At 43.1% G+C, this 25,181-nt stretch carries 28 protein-coding genes; 26 read left to right on the forward strand and 2 right to left on the reverse strand.

Annotated elements, in window-relative coordinates; genetic code table 11:
* Positions 1 to 4 precede the first annotated feature (4 nt).
* The 5 genes from NF347_RS02550 to traM are packed head-to-tail and all read left to right on the forward strand — an operon-like array spanning position 5 to position 3,773.
* A complete protein-coding gene (locus NF347_RS02550) occupies positions 5 to 643 on the forward strand; it encodes a DUF4141 domain-containing protein (RefSeq protein WP_107036651.1) in 639 nt (212 codons plus the stop codon).
* Positions 644 to 658: 15 nt separating this feature from the next.
* The gene (gene traJ, locus NF347_RS02555; RefSeq protein ID WP_107036659.1) at positions 659 to 1,657 is read left to right on the forward strand and encodes a conjugative transposon protein TraJ; all 999 of its coding nucleotides are present in this window, start codon (positions 659 to 661) and stop codon (positions 1,655 to 1,657) included.
* Positions 1,658 to 1,663: 6 nt separating this feature from the next.
* Positions 1,664 to 2,287 carry a conjugative transposon protein TraK gene (gene traK / locus NF347_RS02560; RefSeq protein WP_107036652.1) on the forward strand — a complete coding sequence of 208 codons (624 nt, stop codon included), beginning with the start codon at positions 1,664 to 1,666 and terminating at the stop codon, positions 2,285 to 2,287.
* Positions 2,287 to 2,568: a TraL conjugative transposon family protein gene (locus NF347_RS02565; RefSeq protein WP_107036653.1), complete on the forward strand. Its 282-nt coding sequence runs from the start codon at positions 2,287 to 2,289 to the stop codon at positions 2,566 to 2,568. The genes traK and NF347_RS02565 overlap by 1 nt, the downstream gene beginning before the upstream one ends.
* Positions 2,569 to 2,570: 2 nt before the next feature.
* Positions 2,571 to 3,773, forward strand: coding sequence for a conjugative transposon protein TraM (gene traM, locus NF347_RS02570; protein WP_107036654.1), 1,203 nt, complete (start codon positions 2,571 to 2,573; stop codon positions 3,771 to 3,773).
* Here traM and NF347_RS02575 read toward each other — a convergent pair whose 3' ends face one another.
* Both NF347_RS02575 and NF347_RS02580 read right to left on the reverse strand, forming a co-directional pair.
* Entirely contained in the window at positions 3,774 to 4,076 is a 303-nt protein-coding gene (locus NF347_RS02575) for a type II toxin-antitoxin system RelE family toxin (protein WP_107036655.1), read from the reverse strand. It abuts the gene before it with no gap.
* Positions 4,073 to 4,348 (reverse strand): hypothetical protein, encoded by a 276-nt coding sequence (locus NF347_RS02580; RefSeq protein ID WP_107036656.1) that lies wholly within the window; start codon positions 4,346 to 4,348, stop codon positions 4,073 to 4,075. The genes NF347_RS02575 and NF347_RS02580 overlap by 4 nt, the downstream gene beginning before the upstream one ends.
* Positions 4,349 to 4,447: 99 nt before the next feature.
* Between NF347_RS02580 and traN the strand changes: the two genes are divergently transcribed.
* The 21 genes from traN to NF347_RS02680 all read left to right on the forward strand — a co-directional run bounded on the left by traN (position 4,448) and on the right by NF347_RS02680 (position 25,152).
* On the forward strand, positions 4,448 to 5,455 hold the full coding sequence (gene traN / locus NF347_RS02585; RefSeq protein ID WP_107681738.1) for a conjugative transposon protein TraN: 1,008 nt from the start codon (positions 4,448 to 4,450) through the stop codon (positions 5,453 to 5,455).
* A 10-nt stretch (positions 5,456 to 5,465) separates the two neighbouring features.
* The gene (locus NF347_RS02590; RefSeq protein WP_107037055.1) at positions 5,466 to 6,050 is read left to right on the forward strand and encodes a conjugal transfer protein TraO; all 585 of its coding nucleotides are present in this window, start codon (positions 5,466 to 5,468) and stop codon (positions 6,048 to 6,050) included.
* A gap of 3 nt (positions 6,051 to 6,053) precedes the next feature.
* Positions 6,054 to 6,746: a hypothetical protein gene (locus NF347_RS02595; RefSeq protein ID WP_107037056.1), complete on the forward strand. Its 693-nt coding sequence runs from the start codon at positions 6,054 to 6,056 to the stop codon at positions 6,744 to 6,746.
* Positions 6,743 to 7,609, forward strand: coding sequence for a toprim domain-containing protein (locus NF347_RS02600; protein ID WP_107037057.1), 867 nt, complete (start codon positions 6,743 to 6,745; stop codon positions 7,607 to 7,609). Before NF347_RS02595 ends, NF347_RS02600 begins: the two co-directional genes overlap by 4 nt.
* A gap of 110 nt (positions 7,610 to 7,719) precedes the next feature.
* Entirely contained in the window at positions 7,720 to 8,184 is a 465-nt protein-coding gene (locus NF347_RS02605; RefSeq protein ID WP_370868729.1) for a DUF3872 domain-containing protein, read from the forward strand.
* Positions 8,181 to 8,678, forward strand: coding sequence for a glycoside hydrolase family protein (locus NF347_RS02610; RefSeq protein ID WP_107681739.1), 498 nt, complete (start codon positions 8,181 to 8,183; stop codon positions 8,676 to 8,678). Before NF347_RS02605 ends, NF347_RS02610 begins: the two co-directional genes overlap by 4 nt.
* Before the next feature lie 92 nt (positions 8,679 to 8,770).
* The gene (locus tag NF347_RS02615) at positions 8,771 to 9,973 is read left to right on the forward strand and encodes a site-specific integrase (protein ID WP_107681740.1); all 1,203 of its coding nucleotides are present in this window, start codon (positions 8,771 to 8,773) and stop codon (positions 9,971 to 9,973) included.
* Between the two features lie 427 nt (positions 9,974 to 10,400).
* The gene (locus NF347_RS02620) at positions 10,401 to 10,970 is read left to right on the forward strand and encodes a UpxY family transcription antiterminator (protein WP_107036842.1); all 570 of its coding nucleotides are present in this window, start codon (positions 10,401 to 10,403) and stop codon (positions 10,968 to 10,970) included.
* Between the two features lie 9 nt (positions 10,971 to 10,979).
* Positions 10,980 to 12,650, forward strand: coding sequence for a hypothetical protein (locus NF347_RS02625; RefSeq protein ID WP_107036843.1), 1,671 nt, complete (start codon positions 10,980 to 10,982; stop codon positions 12,648 to 12,650).
* Positions 12,647 to 13,054 carry a hypothetical protein gene (locus tag NF347_RS02630; protein ID WP_107036844.1) on the forward strand — a complete coding sequence of 136 codons (408 nt, stop codon included), beginning with the start codon at positions 12,647 to 12,649 and terminating at the stop codon, positions 13,052 to 13,054. The genes NF347_RS02625 and NF347_RS02630 overlap by 4 nt, the downstream gene beginning before the upstream one ends.
* Before the next feature lie 11 nt (positions 13,055 to 13,065).
* The gene (locus tag NF347_RS02635; protein WP_107036845.1) at positions 13,066 to 13,635 is read left to right on the forward strand and encodes a 4Fe-4S single cluster domain-containing protein; all 570 of its coding nucleotides are present in this window, start codon (positions 13,066 to 13,068) and stop codon (positions 13,633 to 13,635) included.
* Positions 13,636 to 13,644: 9 nt separating this feature from the next.
* On the forward strand, positions 13,645 to 15,159 hold the full coding sequence (locus NF347_RS02640; RefSeq protein WP_107036846.1) for a hypothetical protein: 1,515 nt from the start codon (positions 13,645 to 13,647) through the stop codon (positions 15,157 to 15,159).
* Positions 15,160 to 15,161: 2 nt separating this feature from the next.
* Positions 15,162 to 18,482 carry an AAA family ATPase gene (locus NF347_RS02645; RefSeq protein ID WP_107036847.1) on the forward strand — a complete coding sequence of 1,107 codons (3,321 nt, stop codon included), beginning with the start codon at positions 15,162 to 15,164 and terminating at the stop codon, positions 18,480 to 18,482.
* 8 nt (positions 18,483 to 18,490) lie between these two features.
* Positions 18,491 to 19,324: a coiled-coil domain-containing protein gene (locus NF347_RS02650; protein ID WP_107036848.1), complete on the forward strand. Its 834-nt coding sequence runs from the start codon at positions 18,491 to 18,493 to the stop codon at positions 19,322 to 19,324.
* 10 nt (positions 19,325 to 19,334) lie between these two features.
* Entirely contained in the window at positions 19,335 to 20,186 is an 852-nt protein-coding gene (locus NF347_RS02655) for a vWA domain-containing protein (RefSeq protein ID WP_107036849.1), read from the forward strand.
* Positions 20,186 to 21,400 carry a hypothetical protein gene (locus NF347_RS02660; protein WP_133165568.1) on the forward strand — a complete coding sequence of 405 codons (1,215 nt, stop codon included), beginning with the start codon at positions 20,186 to 20,188 and terminating at the stop codon, positions 21,398 to 21,400. Before NF347_RS02655 ends, NF347_RS02660 begins: the two co-directional genes overlap by 1 nt.
* Before the next feature lie 14 nt (positions 21,401 to 21,414).
* Positions 21,415 to 22,428 (forward strand): protein kinase domain-containing protein, encoded by a 1,014-nt coding sequence (locus NF347_RS02665; RefSeq protein WP_161953436.1) that lies wholly within the window; start codon positions 21,415 to 21,417, stop codon positions 22,426 to 22,428.
* 5 nt (positions 22,429 to 22,433) lie between these two features.
* Positions 22,434 to 22,655, forward strand: coding sequence for an SEC-C metal-binding domain-containing protein (locus NF347_RS13670; RefSeq protein WP_107036852.1), 222 nt, complete (start codon positions 22,434 to 22,436; stop codon positions 22,653 to 22,655).
* A 37-nt stretch (positions 22,656 to 22,692) separates the two neighbouring features.
* Positions 22,693 to 23,037, forward strand: a complete 345-nt coding sequence (locus NF347_RS02670; protein WP_123542936.1) for a hypothetical protein — start codon at positions 22,693 to 22,695, stop codon at positions 23,035 to 23,037.
* A 388-nt stretch (positions 23,038 to 23,425) separates the two neighbouring features.
* On the forward strand, positions 23,426 to 24,823 hold the full coding sequence (locus NF347_RS02675) for a WG repeat-containing protein (RefSeq protein WP_107036854.1): 1,398 nt from the start codon (positions 23,426 to 23,428) through the stop codon (positions 24,821 to 24,823).
* 164 nt (positions 24,824 to 24,987) lie between these two features.
* Positions 24,988 to 25,152, forward strand: coding sequence for a hypothetical protein (locus tag NF347_RS02680; protein WP_161553919.1), 165 nt, complete (start codon positions 24,988 to 24,990; stop codon positions 25,150 to 25,152).
* Positions 25,153 to 25,181 lie beyond the last annotated feature (29 nt).

The raw sequence follows: 25,181 nt of genomic DNA on the forward strand, positions 1-25,181 counted from the left end.
TATGATGAAATTATTCAAAATATTTATACCTGCATTTTTTCTGTGCTTGTTAATCGGCACTGGTAATGCTTCCGCCCAATGGACGGTAATTGATCCGTCAAACATCGCCCAGAGCATCGTAAACTCTTCAAAATCACTCGTTCAGGAGTCGACGACCGCGACGAATATGGTCAATAACTTCAAAGAGACGGTAAAGATTTACCAACAGGCGAAGAAATATTATGACGCTCTCCAATCGGTCAACAACCTCGTCCGCGATGCCCGCAAGGTGCAGCAGACCGTCCTGATGCTCGGCGACATATCCGGTTACTATGTCAACAACTTCAAGAAGATGCTGACCGATCCCAACTTCACAAGTGCCGAGCTCTCGGCTATCGCCTCCGGCTACACCCGTATCCTCGAAGAAGCCAACGGAGTACTTGGAGATCTGAAACAGGTGGTCAATATCACGACATTAAGTATGACCGACAAAGACCGCATGGACGTGGTGGATGACTGCTACAGGGAGATGAAAAGGTTGAAAAATCTGACGGCATACTACACTAACAAGAATATCAGCGTATCATATCTACGGGCAAAAAAGAAGGCTGATACACAACGAGTCGTTAGTCTGTATGGTGACGGTTCGGAAAAATACTGGTAGTCTATGCTTTGTGCTATTGATTTCACAAACCTCCACACCATACTCCGCTCGTTGTATGATGAAATGATGCCACTATGCTCCGATATGGCGGGAGTTGCCCAGGCTATCGCCGGACTCGGGGCACTGTTCTTCGTCGCTTATAGAGTATGGCAGTCACTGGCAAGGGCTGAGCCTATTGATGTCTTTCCGCTACTTCGTCCATTTGTCATAGGGTTCTGTATCATGTTCTTTCCTACTATGGTACTCGGTACGATAAATACCGTAATGTCACCTATTGTCCAAGGCACAGCCTCTATGCTTGAAGGTCAGACATTGGACATGAAGAAGTATCGCGAGGAGAAGGACCGACTGGAATACGAGAAAATGATGAATGATCCGTCAACGGCGTATCTGGTGGATGATGCAGAATTTGACCGTCAGATTGACGAACTCGGAGTAACCGAGGTCGGCACCGCTGCCGGTATGTATATCGAGCGAGGCATATATAAAGTGAAGAAGGCTATCCAGAATTTTTTCAGAGAGTTACTGGAAATGCTTTTTCAGGCTGCTTCGCTTGCCATTGACACAATCAGGACCTTTTTTCTTATTGTATTGGCAATCCTCGGACCGATAGCTTTTGCCTTGTCTGCCTGGGATGGATTTCAGTCGACCTTGACTACGTGGATTCAACGCTACATTCAGACATATTTATGGCTCCCGGTAGCAGACCTGTTTTCTACAATTCTTGCTAAAATACAAGTTCTGATGCTCCAGAACGACATCTCGGAACTGACAAATAACCCCGCCGCAGACCTCGACAGTTCAAATACCTGCTATATCATCTTTATGATAATAGGCATCATCGGTTATTTCACAATTCCGACAGTATCCGGATGGATTATTCAGGCAGGTGGTGCGGGCAATTATAACCGTGCGGTCAATACTACTGCGATGCAAGGCGGCTCTATGGTCGGCAGTGTGGCAGGTGGAGTGGCAGGCAATGTGGCCGGCAGAGCCGGAAAACTTCTAAAATAAGCTCACTTGGAATTTAAGTCATTAAAAAACATAGAAAGTTCATTTCGCCAGTTGAGGCTGTTCGGTATAATTTTCGTGTCAATGTGTGCGGTGGTCGTATCCGTGGCTCTGATTATGGTTTTTAAATTCGCTGAAAAGCAGCGTGAGAAAATCTATGTTCTGGACAATGGCAAATCTTTGATGCTTGCCTTGTCACAGGATATGAGCCAGAACCGGCCCGCAGAAGCACGAGAGCATGTTCGTCGCTTTCACGAACTGTTCTTTACCCTGTCACCCGACAAATCTGCAATCGAGCATAATATCAACCGGGCTCTGATTCTTTCGGACAACAGTGCCTATAATTATTATTCGGACTTCGCAGAGAAAGGGTACTATAACAGAATAATTTCCGGCAATATCAATCAGGTGTGCAACGTGGATAGCGTGGTCTGCGACTTCAACAACTATCCCTATACCGCAAAGACCTACGCCAGACAGATGATTATCCGTCAAAGCAATGTCACACACCGCAGTCTGATAACTGTCTGCCGCCTGACAAACTCGTCAAGGTCTGATGACAACCCCAACGGTTTTATTATCGAGGGGTTCACAATCCTTGAAAACAAAGATATATCTACAGTCAAACGCTGATGAATTTCAAATCCTTACACCATTTTGTATGGTATACCCCCAAAGGCAGGATTCTATCACTCATCAAATCAAAGTGTGAGTCCATTCCACCCAACCGCCGCATGACTGTCGTGGCAATAATGTTGACCGTGTTTATACTGATTGCCTTCGGCGTATTCGGTCACGCCTGCTACCGTCTCGGACAGGGCAATGCGCATACTGCAATTGAGATTAAACATATTCCATCGCTTGATTTACCTGAAAGGGTTGATCATGAAATCCCCCGTATTCCAATTCTCTGAACATGACATTTGAGAAACTGAAAGCGAAGGTCAACGGCTGGATCCAACCCAAGACTGAAAAAGACCGCCAGAACCTGAAAAAATATGCCATAGTTTTCCCTGCGATGTTCCTGTCCTTTTTGGTCGCGCTCTGGCTTATCTTCGGTGGCTCTTTTTCAAAAGAAGAAACCGATACCAGCAAAGCTAACATGGAACTGCCCGACGGAGACAGTCAGGAGATTGAAGGCAACAAACTTAAAGCAATTGAAGAACAGGCAATTCTTGACGAAAAAGCGAGACGCGACAGTGTGGCTGTTTCCTATGCTGAAACAGTAGATACAATCGCCACGCCCTCCCCGTCCACTGTGCCTGATCCGATTGAAACTTCCGCACAAGCTTATCAGGAGGCGCAAGCGTCGCTACAGGATTTTTATATCCCGGAAGATAATTCCGCTGCGCAGGTGATGGAGTTACAGGCGAGGATTGACGAGCTGGAGGCGCAGAACGCTATGGCACAGCAGAGTCAGCAGCCTAATGAGATGGAACTGATGGAGCAGTCATACAAACTGGCGGCGCAGTATCTCGGCACCGGCAATGGCAGTCAACAGGCTGTGATTGTCGATGAACCGGAAAAAGACCGTAAGGTCATGCCTGTCAATCAAGTAAACCGCAATGTAGTGTCTTCTCTCAGTGCCTCTGCCGATAACACACGCTCTTTCTCTACCGCTGTCGGCATCAAACATAAGAATTTCAAGAATACCATTTCTGCCTGTATCGCCACTGACCAGGCGGTTATCGACGGGCAGAGCGTGAGGCTCCGGACACTCGAACCGATGTGGATTGGCAATTCTCTGTTGCCGAAGAACACAAGCATCGTAGGAGTGGCACGGCTTCAGGGTGAGCGTCTTGAAATCAAGATTGAGAACATTGAGGCTCTCGGCTGCATCATGGAGGTTGACCTCTCGGTCTATGATTCCGACGGTCAGGAGGGTATCAATATTCCCAACTCTATGGAGAGCGATGCACTCCATGAGATTGGTGCCAATATGGGCAGCACGATGGGCAGTTCTATCAACCTGACCACCAATGCCGGGGCACAACTCGTCTCCGATGTGGGCAAAGGACTCATCAACGGTGTGAGCCAGTATCTTAACAAGAAACTGCGCACTGTGAAGGTCCATCTCAAATCCGGCTACAAAGTCATGCTCCGTCAGAATGAGCAGTAATCAAACGTCCCTCCGTCTCAGACGCTCCATGTTCTTCTTGTCGTAAGCCTCCCCACGATTAAGCAGATATTCAAATTTTACAAGGTCTCCTTCTATCTCAATGTGTAGCACAAAGAATGCTCGTTTACTCCCGATACGAATGCGATAAACGCTATTGAGGGTTTCAATCTTCTTGCAGTTTTGGATCTCGTCAAGAGATTGAGCCTCAATGACGTTATTAATTGCATCTCTTACGGATTCGTAGATTTTGCCTGATAGTTTGTCAAATGCCTTGGCAAACTCCTTTGAGAAGTCTATTCTCATCGGTATGCACCCAATTTGTGCTTACGCATGAAATCATCCTTCTCCTGCTCGTTGAGCATGACTTTGCCCTCCGGACGAGTGGAGACCAGATATTTGTAGACTTCGGCATCGTCCATCTCTTCAGCTTCCTGTATGAGAAGATGCTCGATGTATTTCTTGAGGTTCATACCCATTGAGGTTGCCTTCAGACTGAGAGCGGTGAAAACATCTTCAGGGATGTCGATGAGCTTGCGGTGAGAAGACTTGGACTGAGATACTGATACGGTATTCATAGTTCTAATTTTTTGTGCAAAGATAAATCATATATACCATATATACAAATTCGAGCACTTAAAGTTGGATAATATCAAAATTTTCAATTATCAACAAGAATGAAAACAATCACAAAATTCTTTGTTGCGGCAGTGGCGCTCTTCGGATTGGCCACCGCTGCCAACGCAAAAACTGTCAATAACACCGATAATAAAGTGTCGTCTGACACTGAGCAGGCGGCCGAACACGACATGAACGTGTACGGAACCAACTACACCGACGGCGACAAGTTTGACGGTCTGACCCGCAAAGTGGGTTTCGACCGGATGATTCCGCCTCACGCTCTGGAGGTCTGCTACAACAAGACCACCCACATCATCTTCCCGGCTGAGATTGTATATTGTGACCTCGGCAATGAAAATCTCGTGGCTGGAATAGCTGACGGAGCGAAGAACGTGCTGCGTGTCAAGTCTGCCTTCAAGTCGTTCAAGCAGGAGACCAATCTCTCGGTCATCACCGATGATGGCTCTTATTATGTCTTCAACGTCAAATTTGCGAAAGAGCCTCTGCTTCTGAGCATTGAAATGACTGACTTTCTCCACGACGGCGAGGCTGTCAACCGCCCTAATAACGCTCAGGAGGTGTACCTCGAAAAGTTGGGTAGCGAGTCTCCTATGCTTGTCAAGCTGATTATGAAGTCAATCTACAAGCAGAACAAGCGCGAGATCAAGCATATCGGCTCAAAGCGTTTTGGTGTGCAGTTCCTCCTGAAATCCATTTATACCAACAATGGACTTCTCTACTTTCATACCGAGCTGAAGAACACTTCCAATATAGCCTATGACATCGACTATGTGTCGTTCAAGATTGTGGACAAGAAGGTTATCAAGCGAACCGCCATGCAGGAGCAGGTATTGGAACCAATCCGCGCCCATAACTATGTGACGGTGGTACATGGCAAACAGTCGGAGCGCACGGTGTTCGCCTTGGAGAAATTCACAATCCCTGACGACAAGCAGCTCGTTATCGAAATTGCCGAGAAAGAAGGCGGTCGCCATCAGTCTTTTGTGGTCGATAACGAGGACATCGTGAGAGCAAACGTAATCGACGAGTTATCAATCCAGTAAAACGTAAACTATGAAAAAAGCGATAATGATAATCGCTGCCATGCTCACCCTCTTCGGAGGGCGGGCAATGGCCCAGCGATGCCTCCCCGGAATGTCAGCCGTGGAAGTAAAGGCGAATATGACAGACGGTTTTTATACCGGCAAATCCCGCGAATGCGGCTATGATCTCGGAGTGTTCTACTCCGTATTTACAGGGAACCACGGCAATACATGGTCTATCGGCGGGGAGTATCTCCAGACCTTCAAGCCATACGGCGAGAAAGGTCGTATCCCGGTGGCGCAGTTCACAGGCGAGGCTGGATATAATTTCCATATCCTCAGCGACTACTCCATGACTTTCCACCTCTACGGCGGCATATCCGCTCTTGCCGGATATGAGACTGTCAACTGGGGTAAGGATGTGCTGTCCGACGGTTCGACACTCCATGACAGCGACAACTTTATCTACGGCGGTGCGCTCAACTTGCAGGCAGAGTTCTATCTCTCCGACAAGATTGCACTGACTGCCAATGTCAAAGGACGGTTCACTTTCGGGAGCGATGTTCAGATATACCATACAACCTATGGTGTCGGTGTCAAATTCATAATCGAATAGCCTATGCGATACACAAAGAATGACATCAAGAATATCCCGCTGACGGAGTTCATGGCGGCTCTCGGCGAAAAGCCTGTAAAAGCTTTCGGAGACATGAAGCTCTACTATGCCCCGCAGCGCGACGACCCGGAACCGATGTTAGTGGTTGATACCAATACAAACCGATGGTATGACCACGCCACTGACCAGAGTGGCGACATCATCGACCTCGCCGCCCTGAAGATGAATCCCAACCTCTACATGGATCCGCGTGACGTCATACTTAAATACATGAACGAGTATGAGCTGGGCAAGGAGCTTTCGGCAATGGCGCGTCGCCCTCAGGAGCCGATAGTTATAAGCCTCGATATAAAGAAAGTGAAACTCACTGACTTTATGAAGGCTCTCGGTCAGGAACACCCGGTGGCTGCCGACGGTAATCTCCGCATCTACAATGCTCCCTACGATGACAATCCCGGTCCGACAATGGTAATCAACATTGAGACTAATCTCTGGCGTGATACCAAGTCCGGCGCATACGGCGGAATCTATGACCTTGCCTATGAGCTGACAGGTTCATGTAATATGTCGGAGTTGAATCACTACATCGCAGGACAAATGTCGGCCTTGGAGAGGTTCAAAGAGAAAGAGCAGAAGGCGGAACCACCCAAGCAGGAACAGGAGCCTGATAAACCCAAACGGAAGATGCGCCTATGAACATCGACGAAATCCGTAAAGTCTCGCTTGTCGAGTTCTTGAATCAGTTGGGCTACCAGCCGACAGGACGCGACAGCAAAGGTCTATGGTTCTACGCTCCGTATCGCAGTGAGAGAAAACCGTCGTTCCATGTCAATCCACGGAGAAATCTGTGGTTTGACTTCGGAACGGGCGCGGGTGGCGACATCTTCTCGCTTGCCGGAGAAATGTCCGGTGAAACGGACTTTTTGAGGCAAGCCGATTACATCGCGAAGAAGATGCGCCTCCCGGTCGCTAAACCATATAAACCAACGACGTTTGTCGAGGAACCGACCTTTGAGAATGTCGAAGTGTCGCGTCTGGAGTCACCTGTGCTGCTGCGCTATCTTGCCGACAGAGGTATAACGAAAGAAATAGCCCAACGCTATTGTGTGCAAGTCGATTATGAATTGCACGGCAAACGATACTATGCCGTCGGCTTTCCAAATAATGACGATGGATTAGAGTTGAGGAATCCCTTTTTTAAGGGTTCTTACCCGCCCAAGCACATCACTCTGATTGCCAACGGCAACGCCCGGTGCAATCTGTTTGAAGGCTTCATTGACTTTCTTTCAGCGGAACGCCTCGGCTATAATGACGGACTCGACACTATCGTGCTAAACTCTGTATCCAATCTCCAGAAGGCAATACCTGCCCTCGGCGACTACACTGTAATCCAGTGCTATCTTGATAATGACACCGCCGGTCGTGCGGCACTCGCCAGACTCCGCAGGGAGTTCGGCGACAAGGTCATGGATAAGTCGGCACTTTATCCAAATCACAAGGATCTGAACGACTATCTCATGTCGCTCTATCCGAAAAAATCAACAAAACTCAAACTCTGAAAATCGTGAAAACAATCATCAACAAAATCGGCGAAACCCGCCTCACACCCGCCCGTTTCTTCGGGTTCTTTCTCCGTTCCACTACGAAAGCGCGTTGCGGTTACTGGGCTATTCTCTTCACCCTCGTCCTCGCACTGACCTCCTGCTCCGACGACCTCGACGTGCAGCAGTCCTATCCGTTCACGGTGGAGGTCATGCCCTACGGTGACAAAATCAAGCAGGGCGAAACCCTAGAACTACGCTTCGAGATCAAGCCCGAAGGGAACTACGCCAATACCCTCTACACCATCAGATACTTCCAGTACGACGGCGAGGGTACTCTCAAACTCGTTGACGGCCCCGTGCTGGTAAACAACGACCGAGTGCTTCTCGAAAGCAAGACTTTCCGACTCAACTACACCGCCCAGTCCTCCGAAGCAGTGAAATTCGGGATATGGATCGAAGACAACTTTGGGTCAACACCGTGGCAGCAGACCTTTGAGTTCAACAGCAAAGACAGCGATGATGACGACGGCAAAACACTCGGCATCATCAACCCTGTCAATCCCGGAACCATAACACCCATCGGCTTATGAAGAAGCTACTGATATTCCTCATGGCGTTAGTGACTCTCGCGGTCACTACGCCGGCCTTCGCCGCAAAGCGAAGTATAATGGATTTACCTCCATACGAAAGAGCAGTTCTAATCATCAAGCACCATGAGATCTTGCATGACTCCCGGAAACATTGGCCATACCTCGGATATGGTCACAGAAAACTACCCGGGGAGAAATACTTTCGTGGTTATAAGATGAATGAACGGGAGGCTGACGCGCTTCTGCGCAAAGACCTTAACAAGTTCATCGCTCTTTTTGCCGGATTCAAACCGATGGATGCTCTCCTTTTAGGTGTGTTATCATACAATATCGGTCCGGGGGCTGTGATGAAAAGTTCGGTCTATCGCAAGCTGAAAGCCGGTGACCGCAACATCTTCAAGTCCTATACTGCCCACTGCAAGTATAAAGGTAAATTCCACAAGGGTCTATACAAACGTCGCTGTCAGGAGTTTACCGCCTTATACGTTCCGTAAAATCAATATCTTATGATGCTGCCGGAGGGATGCACTTTTCGGAGTGTATCCCTCCGCTGTATCTTATAAACAAATCAAAACGTCCAAAACAAATGGCTTCGATAAAAGTAAAGTTCCGGCCCTCGACTGTCGCTGACCACGAGGGCACAATCTACTATCAGATTATCCACGAAAGGAAGGTGCGACAACTCCTTTCCGACTACAGGGTATATCCCTCTGAGTGGGACGAATCCCGCTCAATGGTCATCACCACCCAGAAGAGTGAACGAAAATCGTTCATCCTCTCAATCCGCGAGCGTATCCGCTGGGATGTTGAACGGTTAACCAAGATTGACCGCAAACTGAATGCCAACGGTCTGACATACACTGCCGATGATGTCATCGACGAGTTCAACCGCTACGCCAACGAATACTCCCTGTTCAACTTCATGGAGAGTATCATCGTCAAACTCAAACAAAGCGGCAAGGTCAGAACCTCCGAGACCTACAAGTCTGCGCTCAGCAGCTTCAAGAAGTTTAGACAGGACGAGGACATAATGCTCGACTGCCTCACCTCCGAAATAATGGAGACTTACGAGGCATGGCACAAAGGTCGTGGCGTTGCTCCCAACACCATATCTTTCTATACCCGTATACTTCGGGCAGTCTATAATCGAGCAGTCGAAGATGACATTATTGAAAACCGCAATCCATTCAAACACGTTTACACCGGCGTTGACAAAACGGTTAAACGAGCCTTGCCGTTGCCTGTCATCAAGAAAATAAAGGCGTTGGACTTGTCGCTGAATGCCTCACTTGACTTCGCCCGCAATATGTTTCTGATGAGCTTCTACCTCCGTGGCATGAGCTTCATTGACATGGCATATCTCCGAAAAACTGACCTCGAAAATGGTCACATGACATACCGTCGTCGCAAGACCGGCCAGCAACTCACCATCGAGTGGACTAAAGAGATGCAGATGATTCTCGACAAATACCCGGAGAACCCCACTCGATATCTGCTGCCTATCATTACCAAGGAGGAGGGCAATCAGCGACGTCACGCCCGCAATGTCAACGAGAGCATCAACCACCACTTGAAGAAAGTAGCAGAGAAAGTAGGCGTACTCTCTCCCCTGACAATGTATTGCGCCCGACATAGCTGGGCTTCCGCAGCCAAAGCAAAAGGCATACCTCTCAGCGTAATCAGCGAAGGTATGGGCCACGATTCCGAAGCGACCACCCAAATCTATCTTGCCTCGCTGGAAACCTCCGTAGTTTACAAAGCTAATGCCCTAATCCTTAAAAGTCTCTAACCCCAGCCCTGATTTCCCTATTCGGGAGGTTGGGGCTGATTTGTTTGAAAAAACTCCAAATCTCTGAGTAAGAGATACGGATACATCCCAACTGCTTGTAGTAAAACCAATTGATTAGGCTATTATTTGAACTTTGCTAAACATCGACGGCTTGAAGTATTTGGAAAATGATATTTTGGACAGATTTTTGGGGCTAAATCCTTTCAATAGTTCGGTAAAATTTGCATATTCAATTGAATATCAATAAGATGCAATAACAATTCAATATCAATGCAAACTGTTGTGTATCAGTGCGATACAGCTATGCCTGCTCAAAAATTACCGAACTGTTGTCCTTTGCCATGTCGCAAATTATGAGTAATTTTGCAATATTGGGTATCTCTTACTCAGCGATACCTGCCAATCAAACTATTTAGCATCATCTGCAATGGAAACGCTAAATGAAATTTCTAAGATTTGTGTCTCGGCAGTCAATTGGACTGACGACCGCGAAGCGCACGAAAAATTCTGGGTCGCTGCTTATACAAGGCCGCGTTGTGAGAAAAAAGCGGTTGCCGAAATTAAAAAACTTGGTATTGAAACTTATTTGCCTACTCAAGTCCAGATAAGACAATGGAGTGATCGCAAGAAAAAGATAGAAACCGCAATTATTCCAATGGTGGCTTTCTTTTATGTTGATAAAACCGAAATTTCATTTATCAGAAATCACGCACTCATTATTCGGATTATCTCTCAACCCGGCGAAACAGCATACGCAAGAATTCCAGACATCCAGATTGAAAAGCTTAAATTTGTATTAGGCCAAAGTGACGTTCCTGTTTCCTTTGTCCCAGATTTGAAAGTAGAGGATAATGTTAGAATAGTTAGAGGAAATCTCATTGGTTTAACCGGGAAAGTAATTCAATCCGAATATGGAGAGACTGATATAATAGTGGGCATAGATTTTCTTGGTGGATGCAAATTAAGAATAAATCGTCTGAACATTGAACTGTTATAATGATTGAATATGTCAACTCGCTTCCAAGAGTATATTGAGAATCGCATTGTTAATCATAAAGCTATATCAGTGCCTGAAAAGCATGTGCTTGAAGTCATTGATAGGTTTGACATTGGGTCTAAGGCAGTTTTGATTTATGTAGATGATGTTAAGTTTGAAATTTATGATGTAGCGATAAATGGGAGTGCTCGCCCTTCTCGTTTTCACTTTGATGGAGTTGGCAAAGAAATACCTCATCGACTAGGGGAACTATTTCAGAATTATGATGAACGGGGCAAGCAATATGATTGTCTCTTTGTCGAGTCTCGTGAGGATGCTAAGATCATCTTTGATTCATACTTCAACAAGTTTCTTGATATTGACAAATTATTGAATGAGGTCAACAATGAGATTAGTAATCTCAACCTCAATGTCGATGATCATATTATTTTAGTCAACGGTTCAAACGTAAATCGTTTGCTTAGATACGCTTTCCAACAAAAAGCGAAAAGGATTGTATGTTTAGAGCCTCAAAATGAGCAAATCAACATAAAAGGCCGAATCGAAATTGCCAATTCGTTAAGTTCCAATAGGGTGAACATTATAGCCCCGATGAATACCGTTCTTGGGCTAATGCTTAATAAAAATAATATCTTTATACCCTTATGTGAAGACACTCTGGATTCCTTGTTTTATAAAGGCATCAGTTGGCGAAAACTATTAGGTAACTTTGCCAACACCTCACAGTCAGACATCTATATCAACCACACTCCATGCAGGGTACTTAAAATTACACCTTTCATTGATGCGTTTGGAAATTTATTCATCAATATATATTCGATATTAGAGAATCGAGGTGTAAACAGAATTATTGATGGCCCAGGTAAGACCATGAGCGAATCGGCTGAAAGGCGACCGAAACGCAATAAGCCACAAACTGAAGAAACCTCTAAACCTCAAGTAAAGAAAACAGAGTCAATTAGCAGCCAGAGGGCAGAACCTAAGAAACGAAAAGAAGGATCATTTCGACAAAACACAAGCATTGACGATGAAATTGTCCTGTTTGACAAAAGCAGTTATCCATGGAAGAATGTTGAGCAAAGGCTAGCAGACATGCAGATAACTGAGGTTGAGAGCAACATAAAAAGACTTAATGAGGTCTTTGATGCGATTTATTCTTGTGACCGCATAGTAACAGACACGAATCTATGGATGACGGAATATCCTGTCGGCTCTCGTCAAATGGCTTATCTGAAGCTTATAGAATTTATCACAGGGAAATTCGTGGAAGGGCGTAATCAAGTCTTTGAAATTATTCCTGAAGTTTATGAGGAGATTAATAAACACGATAGAAAAGGTGTTGCTGCTTCTCACAAGGCTAAAGCTATAATCGGAAAATATCAGGCGAAAGATCTGGTAGACCTAAGAGGATTGACATTTGAACAAAATCCCAAGGCTTATGCTGACACTCCCCTGGGCTATCACATTTTAGATTTGCTCACGCATGGTGTAAAATTCGCAGTTCTAACCAATGATGAGGATGCATCCATCAGATGGAGACAAAACATTAAGGATGAAAATACTCGAAATGGGAGCAATGATATGCCTCCAATCATGTTGTGTAGAAATCTCCAAAAATTATTTGAGCTGAGGGGTAAGCTAATTGTCAGAAAAAAAGAACTTAAAAACAGCAAAAGATGAAATCATTAAACGAAATGTTCCATCACGACAAACTTGTCGATATTGAAGAAACGATTTCTTCGGAATTTGCTCAACTTGAAAGTGGGTATTATGATGCAAAACTTGCTGTTATGCTATCATTTATCATTGCAACAGGCATAAAAAGACTTGAAGAAATAGATCGGCATGATTTCCCCGCAGAACTAAAAGAGCAATTAGATAAGATCTGTAGGGACTTCGTCAGCATTGCCAACAGTCTGAAGCAACATTTAGAAGAGAATTCCAAGCTTATCAAAATAATCGACAAGGCCAATTCAGATTATCCAAATATTGAAAACCAGATTCGACACCTTTTATCTGAATTCGATGAATTGCTAAAGGTAAAAATTTCACAACGCGATGCGTTGCCTATCTGTGATTTGTAAATGACTATTGCGTGAAATTAAGAATCTTTGACATCTGTAGGAATGGCACTCACACTTTAGGTCCAGGCATCCGCTATATAATTTGGACTCAAGGTTGTGATCAACAATGTGAAAAATGTCTCACGCCGGAAAGCCGTCCAAAAAACGCGGGATATGAGATCGATGTTAATAATCTGGCAGCGGATGTCATATTGAACGAAAATATAGACGGTATTACCATAAGTGGTGGAGAGCCTTTTCTTCAGTCTGCCGCTTTAAGTTGCCTTCTGAAAGAAATTAAAAAGGCCCGACCGCAACTAACAGTTATTGCTTACACTGGTCTGAAATATGAGCAGCTATTAGGAAAGAATGAAACATCGGATTTATTAAGTTTGTGTGACGTAATAATTGATGGACAATACATTGATAGCCTCAATGATAACAAAGGCATAAGAGGTTCAAGTAATCAAAGAATTATTCCCATAACAAACAGACTTGACAGATTCCTAAACACAATGGCAACATGTAGTAGAAAGCAAGATAGAGTTGCCGACACGGCAGGTAATGTCACAGCTATTGGAATACCACATAAAAACAGATAATAAATCAATATGAGTAGAGACATAAAAGGGACTTCCCTTAACGAACTTAATGATGGACTTGAGCGTGCTGTACGCAGATGCAAAAATCAGCTCACAGCAGATATTGCCAATGCAGAGAGAAATGCTATAAATTCGGCAATAAGGATAAGCAACGAGAATATAAGACGTGCACAGCAAGAAACACAGTCACGCATCAATCAGGTGAACGACAATCTGTCTCGACGTATTGAAAATTCACAACTTCAACTTGGCGCAAGGATCGACGACCAATCCAGAAGATTTGCTCAAGAACTCCAAACTCTTGACAAACGTCACACTAAAGCTCTTAATGACCTGTCAAATGCAGTTGCCGAATCCATTGAGGCGCAAAATAATTACATTGAATCGCAAGTATCGAGGCTCGATAAAAACATAGGCATTCTTAACGCCGGTCTCAATGCGGTCAATCAAAGCATGAATGACTTGGCCAGAGAAACAAACGAACGATTCAGACAACAGCAAGGAGAAATAACCTCCATACAAAAGGATATCAAATCTATTTTTGAGCGTCAACAAGCCGATACTAACACAAAACTACTGGCGGCAGGTGCGGCTCTTGCTCTTCTGGACGCAATCAGAGAACGAACTGACGTGGCACGGTTTGCGCCGCAACAGTTGCTCGACAGCATTGCTCTTAAAGAAGAACGTCTACGTAATATCGGAGACAATCCCGACAGTTGCACAATTACCGATGCCAACAATCTTATAGATGAGGCTTTAGTAATGGAAAACGAAGCAATCAGGCGAAAAAATGAATGGGCCCCCCTTCATAAGGCTGCCCTTGCCTCTGCCATTGCAGTGTTGCGCCTGTTGGAAAAATCTGAATCTATAAAGGTTGCATCTCTATATGATGACGGGGCTGAAGAATACCTTCAGACAGATTACTGGACTCACGGTGCTTATAGCCGGATTCTTAATGAAATCCGGACGTTAAAAGCACAAATTGAAAATGCACCTGCCGACATATCAACAATAAAAAATCTTCAGAAGAAGGTTGATGAGCTTCAACAACGCGCCGAACACATTATCATTGAGGCTGCGGAGCTGGGCACTCTCAGCGAGCAACGCGTTATAGTGTCAAATGACGTTCTTAATGCTATGGTTAATCAAGGCTGGGAACTGAAGGGAGACCCCGACTATATGGGAGGGGAAGAAGAAAGCGATTGGAGAGAAGGTACTTTTGCAATTCTTCATAAGCCCAACACCGGTGAGGAAGTCTCGATTCTGGTTTTGCCGGAAGAAAACAATGGCAAGAAGGGTAATCAGATAATATTCCACAGAAATGATGATTTGATGGAATCTGCCGGAGCATTTCAGTCACGCATGGAGGAGATAAAACGCGAAATAGAAAAGAGTGGATATAAGCTGGGTACTTTACGCGAGCCTGAACATGGCGATGGTAAAGTGGAACAATTGCGTGACAGAAGTTCTATGAAACGCAAAGGTGCTTCTGAAAAACTACGCAAAACATTATCAAAGCGTTAAATATGTGCATTGATCGCCTTAAAGCACTTGATATTAACCACAGAGAACTGTTCACTGCCATCTATGGTATGAATGGTTCAAGCGAGGTTTATATCACTAAAGACCTGAGAGTACATAATTTGCGTGAGGCATTGTATCTTTATTTGAAAGAAGAAGGATACACAAGCTTATTCTATGATGACAAAGCGTTCTCATATGAAGAAGAACCGCTTTTGGAGTTCTTCAACTTTTCCTCTGAAAAAGGTGACTCGAATGAGCCTACAAGGAAAAAAGATTTCTTTATTGGAAAAGGTCCAATGAGCAAAAGTCGAAATATATCAAATATTTCCAATACAAGCACTCCTAAATCCACCGAACAGTCACATCATGCATCAATCAGGATTGAATCATCTGGAAACCAACGGCGATTCAGAGTAGAACAATCTGAAGGTTTCTTCAAGGAAATTTTTGCATACTCCAAACGAAATCCACATAAAAAACTTGCCGTCGTATTTGTCACACCTACCACGCTGAAATTTGATGATGACCAGAGAAGAGTCATATTGAATTTATGGAATGACCTTAAGACAGATTATCGTAGGAACAAGCTGGCCATAAAAATTATAAGCTTATACGATTTCGATTCAGCAAAGCTTTTCACACAGGCTTTTGATTCAGCGTCTGACGAACTGTTGTTTTTAAGTCCCTTCAAGGATTTAATAAAGAAAGACATTGGGCAAGACGATGACAATACAGGTAAAATTGTGGAAGGAGGTCGAAAAGACAAGACCGTATTTTTCTTAGGTGACCCCTTTAGAGATGAAATCGGCAATATGCTTAACCGCCGAAGGCTCATGACAAAGGAAGGTCTGCCTCATCTTTTCGGAAAAATCGAATGGGACTTCATAACGCTTAGGCTGTGGCAAGGTATGGCTTCCGGTAAAAGTAATCTCTCTTTGATATGCGATTATTTAGATTGCGACAATTTAGATGAAATGATCGAAAGAATGGATACCGTGAAAGCGATTGACAAGCTTAATTCGCTGGAGGGAATCGACAATATTCGCGAACAGTTCGCACTCTATCGTCAGGCATTAGCAGCTCACCGTAGGAGGAGTGGTAGTGGTAGGTTTAGGCCACACATGGCTCTGATGGGAAGTCCCGGTACCGGCAAGAGCACAGTTGCACGATTGTTCGGTGACATATTGCGTGAAGATGGTCTCTTGCCCAAAGGGCATTTCGTGAAGGTATCTTGTGATGAACTCATAGGACAATACATCGGCGAGACCCGTCCTAAAACGAGGGCTGTCTGCGAGAAGGCAAGAGGAGGCATACTTTTCATTGATGAGGCTTATGGTCTGATGTCAGGAAAAAACTCTCATGGAGATGTAAACTATGGGGCCGAAGCAATCGAAGTCCTGATTCAGTTCATGGAAGACAACGATGACTCGTTGGTGATACTTGCAGGTTATACTGACGAGATTACAGACCTTATCAATGAAGGCAACAAGGGATTCAGAAGAAGGTTCAATGAACTGGGATTTTTTGAATTCAAAGACTATTCGCCTGATGTCTTGTATCGGATTGCATCAAAAATGATTAAAGTCCCTACTACAGAAAACTTCCATAAATCATTAAAGGGTATTATCAGATCCAAATGGGCTTACAGAAACAAAAAATTTGGTAATGTGGGCGATATGGAAAATTTAATTAATCAAATCGTAAGTCACTATACATCACTTAACACCCACGAGGCCCTTGACACAGCGCATCTTCCTAATGAATTAAGGATATTGGTGGACGAATCGCTCATTAAAGACGGCTCTATACTTGCTGAACTGAATGGCATATTGGGACAACAGGAAGTGAAAGCAGAAGTGTCAAGTATTGTCAACAAACTTGTAGCCGACAGAATAAAACTCCAGCTCATAGACAACTATACGCCTCAATTGCCTAAACTGAATTTCCTGTTTACAGGAAATCCCGGTACAGGCAAAACTACTGTGGCGAGAATAATTGGTCGTGTACTTGAGGGGCTTGGCGTTTTCCCTCCGTCAAAAGGGAATATTATTACGGAAGTGTCTGGAAACGATTTGTTGCCTTACACACCTGCAGATGTCAAAAAACTATTTGAGGACAACATCGGAAAAGTTCTTTTCATCGATGAGGCCTATCAGCTAAGAGAGAGTCCACGCGTGGTCGCAGACATCGTTGCCAATGTCGAACTTCTTGAATACAAAAACAAGTTGTCAGTAATCATGGCCGGGTATCCGCAAGATATGTGCGAACTGATGAATGTAAATGCCGGTTTGCCCCGCCGATTCAAGGAGGTTCCGTTCAGTGACTATTCCAACGAAGATCTTTATGAAATTCTCGTCAGAAAAGTAGAAACCGCCCCTAATACAATCATGGATTCTGAGCAGTGTCGGATTGCAGGCATATCATATTTTGCGTCACTTCAGCGCGGACATAGTTTCGGTAATGCTGGGGAAGCTGAGAATTTGCTTGGAATTCTTTGCGCGAATCGTGATGACCGCTTCATTAAAGGAACCCCGGAACAGCGAAACGACCGGGATTTTGCACAGCGCATATTCCCATGCGATTTTCCGAATTACAGCGACACGGTCAGTCATCCATCAAACTCAGCACAAGATGTGGCGGACATTTCGGTCGGCATTACCGAAAGTAGCTTTGACGGAACGATTGATTGCACAGCAGAAGACGAACAGTTCGGTGTGACCCAGGGTAATGACATCTATAATTCGGTCGGGCTTTTGGAAAGCGAAAAAGGGATGGGAACAGCATTTATAATCTCCGTGAATAACAGATATGTGATAACTGCAAGTCACGTTGTAGAGGGTAATTCCAAGTTCAAATTCACGCTGAATTTTGGAGACCGTTTGTTTCAGACAAATGCACGATTGTTGTGGAATAATGCTGAGCAAGATTTCGCTATCCTTCAATTGGATTCCATTCCCGAAGGCGCAAAATACTTCGTGTTTGACACTGCTACTGCACGTGAACCGGCCACGTCTATCAGAATTGTGGCATTTCCATTAGGCCGACAAGTGTCGAGCAAAGCAGTTTTGACAAGTGGAGCTATTTCCAACTATGAAGAGAATCTGACAATACGCAATGAGGATGGAACACAACGACGATTCAATGCCATACGCACAGAGGCACAAGCCACGCATGGTTCTTCCGGAGGACCGGTGGTGTTGGCTGATTCAATGAAAGTTATCGGAGTGCTCCACGGTGGCATGAATGAAAGCGGATTCTTTATGAATGTTGCCTCCGATATATCTCAAATCTTTAATGAATCCAATCTTCGATTTTTAAAATAAGACAGCTAATGGAAATAAATAAATGCCCTGTTTGCAACAACAATCTCGACAATGGTATTTGTCAACATTGTGGTTATACGCAAATTATCTGGCCGGAGGCTCTACCGGAATCAATAACCAGTTTCGAGAAAAATCGGATAAAAACATTACGTGAAATACAGGAAAAGCACTCACTCACAGTTCGTGATATTGAAGGCCGACGTAATGTGTTGGAAACGAATTTGGCATCGCTTGAAGAAGCTTTGTCTGATGCTCGAAAAAAAAATGAGCGGCTCACTTATGAGCGCGATGAATTAAATGACAAGAATCGCTCTCAATTACGTAAACTCGAAAACGAGCGCCAGAACCTCCAGAAAATTAATACCAATCTTGAAAATAAATTAGCTGACAGCGCGGACCACTTAGAAAAGGCAAGGAATTTGTCAGCATCTTTAAAGAAACAAAACAGAGAACTAGCATCAGATTTAGCTCGGGTGAAATCTGAATTAGAACAATTGTCACTGAGTCCAAAAGCAGGAAATGTATATTTCATTTTGGATGATGACGGTGAATTCTCTGTAATCCCGGTCCCTGTGGAAAAACATTATTTTGCAACAGGTCCCGGTATTGAATCTTGTAATGCACCTGATGATTCCATTTCTATGTTGCCAGTAATGACTACCGCAAAAGTGGCATTCAGCGTGGAAAAAAGTTTAACCGGAGGATATAGGCTTACAGACCTTGCCGGAACTTTGACATCTTCTGGAGCCATGAAAGAGAATAAAATACGTCTCACTCAAGGGGTGTCATTAAAGATAAGAGGAGGCAATTTCAAATTATACTTCTGCATTAATCAAAATTAATTATAACAATATGAGTTACGAATTGCATTGGAATCCCAAACATCCGGGCCACATTGTCTACATGCTGGATCTTTCCGGCTCGATGGGGAGAAAAATCAATGATACTCGCCTCGTTGACACGGTCATGGAGGTGATGCAAAAATTGTTTCGTTCGCTGAAAAACGAAATAATGAATGGAGATGAGATTTTGGATCTTTTCTCGGCAACCGTCATCGGTTACAATTCAGATGTCTTTACATTGATGGAGTGTAAAACGGCTAAAGAATTCAACAAGTTCTTTAACGATTCTCGCCGACGTGGTTATATATTCAATACTCAGCAAGGCGGTGAAGCTGAGCCCAAATGGCAGACATACATGTCAGACGCATTTGATGCGGCAGCAAAAGATATAAACACTTGGCTGAGTACTCAAAGAGCTAAAGGTATTCAAACACCGGCACCTGTTGTGATTAATATCACTGATGGTGACCCATATGAAGGGAGTGAGTTTACTCATTCAAAGGCATTGGCTGCAGCAAATAGGCTCAAAGCAATTAGCACTCCCGATGGGAATGTGGTGGTTTACAACATCCATTTCTCCCCGGATACTACAGCTTCTAAAATGGTCCTACCTGATACAGCACCATCAAACATCACATCAAAATTCCTATTCGAAGCATCATCAATAATCCCTCCCGAATTGGTGAAGACTGCACAAAATGTTGATGCCTGGAAAGGACATCGCATTACATCAAATAGCCGGGCTATGATTTCGAATGAAACTCATACTGATTCATTGCTGATGTTTATCTCGTGGGGAACCTCGACAGGAGGTGTAACGACTGATATGGTGAGACAACTGGAACCTATAAAACCAAAATAATGATAGTTTCCTCTACCATATTGGCGGCTTTTAAGACTTCTAAATTCGGGTCTAAGCCATCAAATTGCGCTGATAGTTTTGCTATTTCTCCAGATAGGCATAAAATAGCAATCGCTGATGGTGTTTCAAAGTCATATATGCCTAAGTTTGTTGCAGAAGCTTTGACAGAATTTTATGTCTCTGAAAAACTTCCCGGTGGTCCACTATTTTGTGATCGAAATGCTTCTGAATTACTTTCCTATATAGTTGCAGAATGGGATTGTAAATCACGTAATTTTGAAGCATCCGTAGACGAAGATACTGCATATGATTTGGAGTATCAGCGCGAATTGTATGGGATGGGGGCTTCAACATTTGCCGGAATACGTATTGATGGCGAGGAATTTTCGTTTGATGTTCTGGGAGATTCATGTATTTTTCTAATTCCTAAAGATCATAGCTTATCTCCAATGATTCTTTCGAGCATGCCTTGTGAAGTTACTCTGGAAAATGAGCTCCCTTTCAAATGTGTTTTTGGAATTCATCCTCATTTCATTGATACTAAGGGGCGTATTGTAGGCGAACCTTTAGAGGAATCCGTTAAGGCGTTCGACTGCACTATTCTTTTGGCGACCGACGCCTTCTCTGATTGGTTTTGCCGTAACTTTACAAAAGAAGATGCCAATCATATAATTGACACACTTAAAGAAATTGATTCACCTGAAAAATTTGATTCATTCATCGACAGTTTACGCGACAGTGACCTTAAAAACGATGATGTAGCTGTTGTATTGGTTGATGTTCAGTTAACAGCAGATGAGTCTGAATCGTCCACGAATGATGGCAAATGTGAACCTGAACCGACAACACCGGAGGGCAATGATATTGAATCAAAGTTAAGCCAAGCCGATGAATTTAAAGCAATTATTGAGGATTCTGACAATTTAGGAGAAATAGCGCAAACAGAAGAGGATGTGGATATGAGCAATTCTCATGTAGAGATAGAGGCTCTGGAGGAGTCAGCGCAAGTTGTCTTGATAAATAACTCTGAAGAACCTGAGAATGCTGAATTTGTTGATTCGGAACAGGCGGAGCAAATTGTTGAGTCTAACTACGACGTTGAGATCGACGACTGCAATGGTGTCGAAGAAAACAGCGTTGATACAGGCGATAATACAAACTACGAAAAATCCAAAATAATCTCAATAATAAAGAAATGTCTCGGATTAAATTAAAGACTGCCAAGGGAATGGACATACGAGATGCGGTGTTGGATGCATCAAGCATACTTCCTGTAAATCTTCGAGGCTATTCCGCTCAGTTGACGGTCGATGGGGAAGCATATGCCCTAAAGGGAGGATTTGCCCTGAGTATCAAAATAGTCAAACCTAATAATAAACCACAATGTCTCCGTTGCTGGACAGATGGTAAGGCCGATGAGTCCCAGATTGACTATCTAGTGGAAGTTGCAGACATTATTAATAAGAATAATGATAAAGATTGTCCATATTTCATTGGGTTTAACATCGTAGAAAGATTACTGAAAGTTGACGGGATAGAACTTCCGGGACTCATTATGGATTGGGTTGAGGGAGAGACTCTCAATAAATACATTATGGCGAATAGCGGACATTCTGGGGCTCAAATTAAATTGGTCGCTCAGAAATTTGCCAAAATGTGTAATATCCTTAACAGCCGTAAGATTAGTCATGGAGATTTATCTGCCGTTAATATTATTGTCAAACCAGATGGCAATCTAAAAGTCATTGACTATGACTCGCTTTATTCGCCATCAATGGGAAGGAAAGTCCAATATATCGCCGGAATAAAAGATTACCAGCATCCCCAACGAGAATCAGCTACATATTATGAGACTTATATGGATTATTTCTCACAACATGTCATATATGCGGCACTCCTTATCATGGCAAACAATGCATCCGCAAGGCCATCACAACAATTAAAGAACCTACTATTCACTGAATCAGAATTTTCTTCACCATCCTCTTTTAGAAACTCAAGTGTCGTTAAAAGCGCAAGAAAATTACGTGTCTCCGATATTGACAGGGAACTTGACATAATTGAAAGAGCCTTGAATTTGCCCCTGAGTCAGATTCCACCGTTAGTTGACTCCTCCTCACCGATGGTTAAAACAATTCATAAATTTGCATTCTGTTCGGCGTGTGGCAACAAATTTTCATCAGACGAATTTGATTACTGTACGGTTTGTGGAGCAAAGAGAAATTCATACACAATAGAGTGAAAAGTATGATCTGTCCTAACTGTAAGTTTACTGGAAATCCTTCAAATGCCAAATTTTGTGGAAAATGTGGCTCAAGGCTAACAAGTAACACAATCAGTGAAGTTGTAAAGTCATTAGCCGATAATTCCGCCAAGAAGACTAAGGGTAATAACATCGGGCGCAATGACATGTGCCCTTGTGGTAGCGGGAAAAAATATAGAAATTGCCATGGTCGGGCGTTAAGCTGATACATATTTCTATACCTCAAAAACTGAATTAATTATAATGAATGGATTAAGATGTGAGGTTTGTCAATTTACTCAAAATGATATTGATGATCATTATTGCGGTAAATGTGGGCATCCACTACAATATTTCAATCGCTGGCCAGTTTGGAATGAGAAGGGTGAATTCTATGAAATGGGTCCTAAAACAGATGTTCTGTCAAGAGTATTTGGCTATACACCCTCCAGTCCAATCGAGTGGGCCGTTGTAAGTAAAGGAACTTTGGAGAATGCAAAACTTTATGATAAACTTAAGGATCTCATTTTAAAAGAAGAAAAAGAAGGTAATAGCTTGTTTCGGACAAAAAAACAATTTCTTAGAGAATTACTCAATATTGTCAAATAACTGCGAAGACCTCAATTATAACTAAATTAATGGAGCTTGGATTAATCGAACGATTAAAACTAAAACTTGACTCTGAGAGAAGATGTCACATTTGTCATTTCATGACTCCAGAAGACATCCCTTTAGAGAAAATTCATTATTGTGGAAAATGCGGTGCGCCGCTCAAACTGGATATGTCCGATAAGGAATATAACACGTACAAGGATTATGTCGTTATTGAACAGAATGAAATTAATATGCTGCGAAACGAAGTTTTTCAAAAACAACTAAGGATTCGGAAATTAGAAGAAGAACTTTATTATTTAAAAAATGTCAAATATGGTTCATTTTGGTCTACGATCAAGGCCGCGTTTAGATTCAATTAACCTCTGATACTCTCTAAAATATTATGGCAAAAAAATGTAATTCCTGCGGTTTCTCTAATAATCCTAACGGGGCAAATTGCTGTGGTAGATGCGGTAAAGACTTGAATCCTCGGTATAGCTTTTGGAATAGTGCCGGGAGCGACAGATATAAGGTTTATGATTCCTATTCTTTCACATGTCTTCCTAAAAGTCAATATGATGTGTTGAAAAAAGCTGAGAAGGAAGTGAACCAATCGTTATGGAAGCAGCAGCTCAACCTAATAAAGAATTTCTGGAGATACTCGACTTCAGGCTTCTGGGAAGGTCTTAAAGAAGGATGGAAAGAGGATGATGACAAGTGGGAATGTTTGTTGCCTTGGTTGTTGATTCTTGGCTTTGTTGTCTTTATGTTTATTCGAGGATGTGTATCCGACACAAAACAAATATCAAGAATTAAGATTGATAACAAGTATGGCATTGGATATTCGGAAGGTAAGATGTTGATTCCCGCGATATACGATTCTATATCCCCAAAACCTATTGGCAACAACCAATGGTTTTTGTATGACTTAAACACAAACTTATATGGATTAGCATTTGTGAATGATTCAATACAAAATACTATACCTACAGTATATAGTGACATTACTGTTGGGGGAGATTTAGCGATACTAAAGAAGAATAATAATATCGAAGGCCGATCTTATTTGGCAGTAAACGGTCTAATCGATAATACGACTGGTTATGAATCCCTAAAATATCCAGGGCAGTATTTGTCAGAAGCAAAGGTCTTTATTGTGAAGGACGATAACAAACTGTTTTATTTAATGGATAGAGCTGGACGTAAATTGTCAAATGATTATTCAAGAATTGCAGTGTCAAATGACAGTGTAATTATAGCATCTAATGACATTAAGTCATATACAAGAGCACTCCATACTCTTTATGATTATGAAGGTAATAAGCTAACAGATAGGACATTCACTCGTATCCGTGATTATTCTGATGGCGTAACCTGGGGTACGATAACTGAGAACGATGCGAAGTTAAACAAATGGACACTGATTGACAACCATGGTAATGTATTGTTTAATAAACATGTTAAATATGGAACAATTAAAGATTTTAAAGAAGGTCTTGGTTGGTATCAGAAAGCAAGCAATTCGAAATACGTGGCTATAGATAAGCAAGGACGCGACTTATTTGAAATTGATGCATACCAAGTTTATCCATTTACCTTGGGCATAGCACCGGTATACAAGGGTACATCTTATAGCAATAAGAGACTTGGATTTGTAAATAGCAAAGGTGAAACGGTTATCCCCTTCAAGTATCACGCAAAGTATTCTAATCCTGAATTTGATAAAGACAGTTTAATGGATGTCCGTTTGGGTGGAATTGAAGGGAAGTTGCACCGGAACGGTCGGTTTATTCCTAAATAGACCGCCTCAAGAATAGCATCTTATATAGAAGCGCTTGAAATGGTTTATAAAGCTTCAACTCGACTATCAATATGTTAATAGTAAATATCACATTTCTATCTCGCTGACAAAATATATAATGAATATTATACCAATCAGAATCATAAAAAAGTAAATAGCATCTTATGGCAAAAGACGGAGACATCATTGACGTAATGTTCAGCTGGATAATCAGTCTTTTCGGCTGGATTCTCGGAGGCATTGTCAAATTACTTATGGCAATCATCGGAGGTCTATTCAAAGGGATTGTCGGATTATTCAAAAAGAACGACGAACCAATTCAAGACTAAAGATCAAGGCGGATGCAGAAAAGCCTCGA

The sequence above is a fragment of the Paramuribaculum intestinale genome, assembly GCF_030759015.1.
In the GTDB taxonomy this organism is placed as follows: Bacteria; Bacteroidota; Bacteroidia; order Bacteroidales; family Muribaculaceae; genus Paramuribaculum; species Paramuribaculum intestinale.